At 68.6% G+C, this 5,484-nt stretch carries 4 protein-coding genes; 3 read left to right on the top strand and 1 reads right to left on the bottom strand.

The features are described 5' to 3' along the window. Positions 1-542, bottom strand: a 542-nt coding sequence (locus tag JMF90_RS22135; RefSeq protein ID WP_236598021.1) for a protein adenylyltransferase SelO family protein, incomplete at its 3' end; no start/stop codon positions are given. Between the two features lie 124 nt (positions 543-666). Here JMF90_RS22135 and JMF90_RS22130 point away from each other — a divergent pair. From JMF90_RS22130 to pncA, 3 genes are all read left to right on the top strand, one after another. Next, a complete protein-coding gene (locus JMF90_RS22130) occupies positions 667-2,310 on the top strand; it encodes a 3-(methylthio)propionyl-CoA ligase (RefSeq protein WP_041489604.1) in 1,644 nt (547 codons plus the stop codon). 204 nt (positions 2,311-2,514) lie between these two features. Next, complete coding sequence (locus JMF90_RS22125; RefSeq protein WP_011549623.1) at positions 2,515-4,599, top strand: 3-hydroxyacyl-CoA dehydrogenase NAD-binding domain-containing protein; 2,085 nt, start codon at positions 2,515-2,517, stop codon at positions 4,597-4,599. Positions 4,600-4,648: 49 nt separating this feature from the next. Beyond that, the gene (pncA, locus tag JMF90_RS22120; protein ID WP_023475610.1) at positions 4,649-5,281 is read left to right on the top strand and encodes a bifunctional nicotinamidase/pyrazinamidase; all 633 of its coding nucleotides are present in this window, start codon (positions 4,649-4,651) and stop codon (positions 5,279-5,281) included. The last annotated feature ends 203 nt before the right edge of the window (positions 5,282-5,484 follow it).

Here is a 5,484-nt window from a genome sequence, read left to right as displayed (position 1 = left end):
TGCATCGCTTCCGAGCACAGGAATTCGCGGATCGACGAGCGCAGCACCGCGCGGCCGTCGCCCATGCGCGAATACGGCGTGCGGCCGCCGCCCTTGAGCTGCAGTTCGTAGCGCCGGCCGTCGGTGCCGGGCAGTTCGCCGATCGTCAGCGCGCGGCCGTCGCCGAGCTGGCCGGCCCACACGCCGAACTGATGGCCGGAGTAGACCGACGCGTACGGCATCGCGTGCGCGGGCCAGTCGCGCGTCGGGTTGCCGGCGAACAGCTCGGCGAAACCCGGCTGCGCGGCGATCGAGGGCGGCAGGTCGAGCAGTTGCGCGACGTCGTCGGAAAAGCCGACGACGTACGGCGCGGCGAGCGGCGCGGCCGGCAGCCGCGTATGAAACGCGTCGCCGAGCGTGACGAACGCGCGTTCGGCGGGCGCGCCGAGCGTCGCGGCGAGGTCGGGCAGGGTGTCAGCCGCATCGGCTGCGCTTCGGGAAAACGACATATTGAGCGCCTCTGGGTAAGCCGATATTGTAAGGCGGCGCCGCGCCGCCCGCATGGCGGCCCGCGCACCGTGCGCCACGCCCGTCCGGGGCCGCTGACGGGCGCACACCGGGATGGCTTCCGTACGGAAACCGTCCCCTGGCTGGTCACCGATTCGCATCCTCAGGGAGAACAAGACGATGGGTAAGCCGTTGCTGGGCCAGATGATGGATGTGCCGCTGCTGGTGTCGTCGCTGATTTCGCATGCCGCGCGGCACGCCGGCGACACGGAGATCGTGTCGAAGCGCGTGGAAGGCGACCTGCATCGCTATACGTACCGCGATTGCGAACGCCGCGCGAAGCAGCTGGCGCAGGCGCTCGCGCGGCTCGGCGTCGAGACCGGCGACCGCGTCGGCACGCTGGCGTGGAACGGCTACCGGCACCTGGAAGCGTATTACGGGATCGGCGGGATGGGCGCCGTGTGCCACACGATCAACCCGCGCCTGTTTCCCGAACAGATCGCGTACATCGTCAATCACGCGGAAGACCGCTACGTCTTCTTCGACATCAATTTCGCGCCGCTCGTCGATGCGATCGCGCCGCAATGCCCGCACGTGAAGGGCTGGATCGCGATGACGGACGCCGCGCACCTGCCGTCCGGCGCGACGCCGTTCCTCTGCTACGAAACGCTCGTCGAAGCCGAGGACGGGCGCTACGACTGGCCGCGGCTCGACGAGCAGCAGGCGTCGGGGCTCTGCTACACGTCGGGCACGACCGGCAACCCGAAGGGCGTGCTGTATTCGCATCGCTCGACCGTGCTGCATGCTTACGGCGCCGCGCTGCCCGACGCAATGAACCTGTCCGCGATGGACGCCGTGCTGCCCGTCGTGCCGATGTTCCACGTCAACGCGTGGGGGCTGCCGTACGCGGTGCCGCTGACGGGCGGCAAGCTCGTGCTGCCCGGCAAGGATCTCGACGGGAAATCGCTGTACGAGCTGATGGAGGCCGAGCGCGTGACGTTCTCCGCGGGCGTGCCGACCGTGTGGCTCGGCCTGCTGAACTACATGCGCGAGGCCGGCGTGCGTTTCTCGACGCTGAACCGCACGGTGATCGGCGGCTCCGCGTGCCCGCCCGCGATGCTGCGCACGTTCGAGGACGAATACGGCGTGCGCGTGATCCATGCGTGGGGGATGACCGAACTGTCGCCGCTCGGCACGCTCGCGAAGCTCAACTGGGCGCAGTCGCAGCGGCCGCTCGACGCGCAGCGCCGGCTGCTCGAGAAGCAGGGGCGCGTGATCTGCGGCGTCGACATGCGGATCGTCGGCGACGACGGCCGCGAGCTGCCGTGGGACGGTGTCGCATTCGGCGAACTGCAGGTGCGCGGGCCGTGGGTGATCGACCACTACTTTCGCGGCGATGCGTCGCCGCTGGCGGACGGCTGGTTTCCGACCGGCGACGTCGCGACGATCGACCCCGACGGCTTTCTGCAGATCACCGACCGCAGCAAGGACGTGATCAAGTCGGGCGGCGAGTGGATCAGCTCGATCGACATCGAGAACGTCGCGATCGCGCATCCCGGGGTGGCCGAAGCCGCGTGCATCGCGTGTGCGCACCCGAAATGGACCGAGCGGCCGCTGCTCGTCGTGGTGCCGCGCGAAGGCGCGAACCTGACCCGCGACACGCTGCTCGCGTTCTACGAGGGCAAGGTCGCGAAATGGTGGATTCCGGACGACGTCGTGTTCGTCGAATCGTTGCCGCACACCGCGACCGGCAAGCTGCAGAAGCTGAAGTTGCGAGAGACGTTCCGCGATTACGTGTTGCCCACGGCGGTGTGCGCGCCGTAAGGCCCAAGCCCGGGTCGCGGCCGGCCCGCGTATCCGTCGCCCGATGCCGGTCGCCCGATCCGTCCCCGGATCGGGAGCAAAATTCAAATTGAACGACCGTGCTTTTTCGTTGTATGCTGCCTCCGTTCATCCGGACATGCGGCCGTTCGACCGCGCACAATGAAAGCGCAGCCAATCCGGCGCGCGATGCATGGAGGCAGGCAGATGGCAGTGGATTACTCGACTCGCGACGGCGTGGCCGTCATCACGCTCAACAATCCGCCCGTCAACGGGCTCGGCCTGTCGACCCGCCAGGGCGTCATGGACGCGCTCGATCGCGCCGCGCGGGACCCGTCGGTCACGGCCATCGTGCTGACCGGCGCGGGCCGCGCGTTCTCGGGCGGTGCCGACATCACCGAATTCAATACGCCGAAGGCGCTGCAGGAGCCGACGCTGCACACCGTGATCCGCGCGGTGGAGGCGAGCGCGAAGCCGGTCGTCGCGGCGCTGCACAGCGTCGTGATGGGCGGCGGCCTCGAGCTCGCGCTCGGCGCGCATTACCGCGTCGCGGCGCCCGGCGCGCAGGTCGCGCTGCCCGAGGTGAAGCTCGGGCTGCTGCCGGGCGCGGGCGGCACGCAGCGCCTGCCGCGCGCGGTCGGGCTCGAAACCGCGCTGAACATGATCGTGTCGGGCGCGCCGGTACCGTCGGAGCAGCTCGCGAAGAGCGGGCTGTTCGACGAAATGGCCGACGGCGACCTGCTCGACGCGGCCGTCGCGTTCGCCCGCAAGGTCGGCGCGCAGAAGGGGCCGCATCCGCGCGTGCGCGATCGCAAGATCGTCCACGAGAACGCGGCGGGCTTCATCCAGTTCGCGCGCAATTCCGCGCGGGCCGCCGCGCCGAATTACCCCGCGCTGCACAAGTGCATCGACGCGATCGAGGCCGGCGTGCTGAACGGTTTCGACAAGGGCAGCGTCGCCGAGCGCGAGGGTTTCGTCGCGCTGATGATGACGCCGGAAAGCCGCGCGCTGCGCCACGCATTCTTCGGCGAGCGGGCGGCAAGCAAGATTCCCGACGTGCCGGCCGATACGCCGCTGCGCGAGATCCGCCGGGTCGGCGTGATCGGCGCGGGCACGATGGGCGGCGGGATCGCGATGAACTTCATCAACGCGGGACTGCCCGTCACGCTGCTCGAGACGAAGCAGGACGCGCTCGAGCGCGGTCTCGCGACGATCCGCAAGAACTACGACGCGCAGGTGAAGAAGGGCAAGCTCACGCAGGAGAAGCTCGATGCGCGCCTGGCGCTGATCACGCCGACGCTGTCCTACGACGACCTGAAGGAGGCCGACCTGATCGTCGAGGCCGTGTTCGAGGAACTTGGCGTGAAGGAGCAGGTGTTCAGGAAGCTCGACGAAGTCGCGAAGCCGGGCGCGATTCTCGCGTCGAACACGTCCACGCTCGACGTCGACAAGATCGCGGCGTTCACGAAGCGCCCGCAGGACGTGGTTGGCATGCACTTCTTCAGCCCCGCGAACGTGATGAAGCTGCTCGAGGTCGTGCGCGGCGCGCAGACCGCGAAGGACGTGCTCGCGACCGTGATGGCGGTGGCGAAGAAGATCCGCAAGACGGCGGTGGTGTCGGGCGTGTGCGACGGCTTCATCGGCAACCGGATGATCGAGCAGTACATCCGCCAGGCGCTGTTCATGCTCGAGGAAGGCGCGCTGCCCGCGCAGGTCGATCGCGCGATCGAGAAGTTCGGCTTCGCGATGGGGCCGTTCCGGATGAGCGACCTCGCCGGCAACGACATCGGCTGGGCGATCCGCAAGCGGCGCTACGTCGAGCAGCCCGATCTGCAGTATTCGAAGATCGCCGATCGCCTGTGCGAACAGGGCCGCTTCGGCCAGAAGACGGGCGCCGGCTGGTACGACTACGTGCCGGGCGACCGCAAGGCGAAGCCGTCGTCGCTCGTCGACGAGATGGTCGTCGCGTATTCGAAGGAGCGCGGCGTCGAGCGGCGCAAGATCGGCGACGACGAGATCGTCGAGCGGCTGGTGTTCGCGCTCGTCAACGAAGGCGCGAAGATCCTCGAGGAGAAGATCGCGTCGAAGGCGTCCGACATCGACATGGTCTACCTGACCGGCTATGGCTTCCCGCTGTGGCGCGGCGGGCCGATGCTGTACGCGGATACGGTCGGCCTCTATAACGTCGAGCGCGCGATCCGCCGCTATGCGGCCGCACCGAACGGCGACGCGTGGCAGCTCGCGCCGTCGATCGCGGAACTGGCGAAGGCCGGCCGCGGGTTCAACGGCTGACGCCGCCGCATCGCATCGCGGCGCGACCGATCCTGTCTGGAGACACGCAATGAAACGCACCGACGACGTCCTGCTCGTGATCGACGTGCAATACGACTTCATGCCGGGCGGCGCGCTCGCGGTGCCCGACGGCGATGCGGTCGTGCCGGTGATCAACGCGCTCGCGCAACGCTTCGACCAGGTCGTGCTCACGCAGGACTGGCACCCGCGCGAGCACGTGTCGTTCGCGGCGAACCATCCGGGCCGCGAGCCGTTCTCGACGCTCGCGCTGCCGTACGGCGAGCAGGTGCTGTGGCCCGTGCACTGCGTGCAGGACACCGACGGCGCGGCGCTGCATCGCGACCTCGACATCCCGCACGCGCGGCTCGTGATCCGCAAGGGCGGCGACGCGCAGGTCGACAGCTATTCCGCGTTCGTCGAAGCCGACCGCACGACACGCACGGGGCTCGCGGGCTATCTGCGCGAACTCGGGGCGAAGCGCGTGTGGTGCTGCGGGCTCGCGACCGACTATTGCGTCGCGTGGTCGGCGCTCGATGCGCGCGCGGCCGGTTTCGAAGCCGCGGTGATCAACGATGCGTGCCGTGCGATCGACCTGAACGGGTCGCTCGCGCACGCATGGCAGCAGATGCAGGCAGCGGGCGTCGTGCATGCGACGTCCGCGGGCGCGCGCCCGGCGGCGTAGCGCATTTCCCATCCGAATCAGCAGGACCGAAGGAGACTCGCATGACCGAAGCCGTAATCGTATCGACCGCACGCACGCCGCTGGCGAAATCCTGGCGCGGTGCCTTCAACATGACGCACGGCGCGACGCTCGGCGGCTCGTATAACTTCGTATAATGTATGCTATACGAAGTTATTACGCACCACCGGCTGGTCGGAGCCGAT

The organism is Burkholderia sp. E168m23, assembly GCF_016586125.1.
GTDB lineage: Bacteria > Pseudomonadota > Gammaproteobacteria > Burkholderiales > Burkholderiaceae > Burkholderia > Burkholderia orbicola.
This window is presented reverse-complemented; position numbering and strand designations above follow the sequence as displayed.